This is a genomic window from Vibrio sp. 1078-1, assembly GCF_033340475.1.
Window position 1 is genome coordinate 1 of record NZ_JAWOWM010000447.1, and the last position, 653, is coordinate 653.

The window sequence follows — 653 nt, forward strand, 5'->3', positions numbered from 1 at the left end:
AATCGAACTGATGAAGATACCATCAAAGATCTAGCAAGCGAGCTGATTCAAACGCTTTCCAAACCATATAACGTTAGCGATAACCAGTTTCTGCTCAGTTGCAGCATTGGGATTGCGTTCTACCCAATGCACGGCGACAACTTAGACGCGCTGCTGCTTTCCGCAGATATCGCCATGTATCAAGCGAAGAAACAGCGTAATGCGTACAGTCTGTTTAATCAGGAGATGCAAGCAAGTCATCTGCACAAGATGAAAGTCGAGCAACGTCTGAGGCTTGCGATTGAGAAGCAAAAGCTGTTTATGGCCTATCAACCGCAGTTAAACATCAATGGCGAGATTTATGGTGTTGAGGCGCTTGTTCGTTGGGAAGACGAGGAACTGGGCAAAGTACCACCTAACGAATTTGTTCCTGTCGCTGAAAGCTCAGGTTTGATGGTGCGTTTGGGTGAGTTGATCATCGAAAAGAGCCTTGAAGATATGGGCTTACTGACAACCCATCTTGCCACCCCAATTCAGATGTCGATTAATATTTCCGTCAAGCAGTTCCTGCACGCCAAATTTATAGAGCGCTTGATGGCGGCGATGGACAAATACCATCTTGATTGCAATAGAATCACGTTAGAAATTACCGAGAACTTGTTTATCGAAGATCT

General features: G+C 45.2%; 1 protein-coding gene. It reads left to right on the plus strand.

Going from position 1 to position 653, the window contains the following annotated elements; all coding sequences use genetic code 11:
• Positions 1–653, plus strand: a 653-nt coding sequence (locus R7190_RS28115) for an EAL domain-containing protein (RefSeq protein ID WP_318137956.1), incomplete at both ends; no start/stop codon positions are given.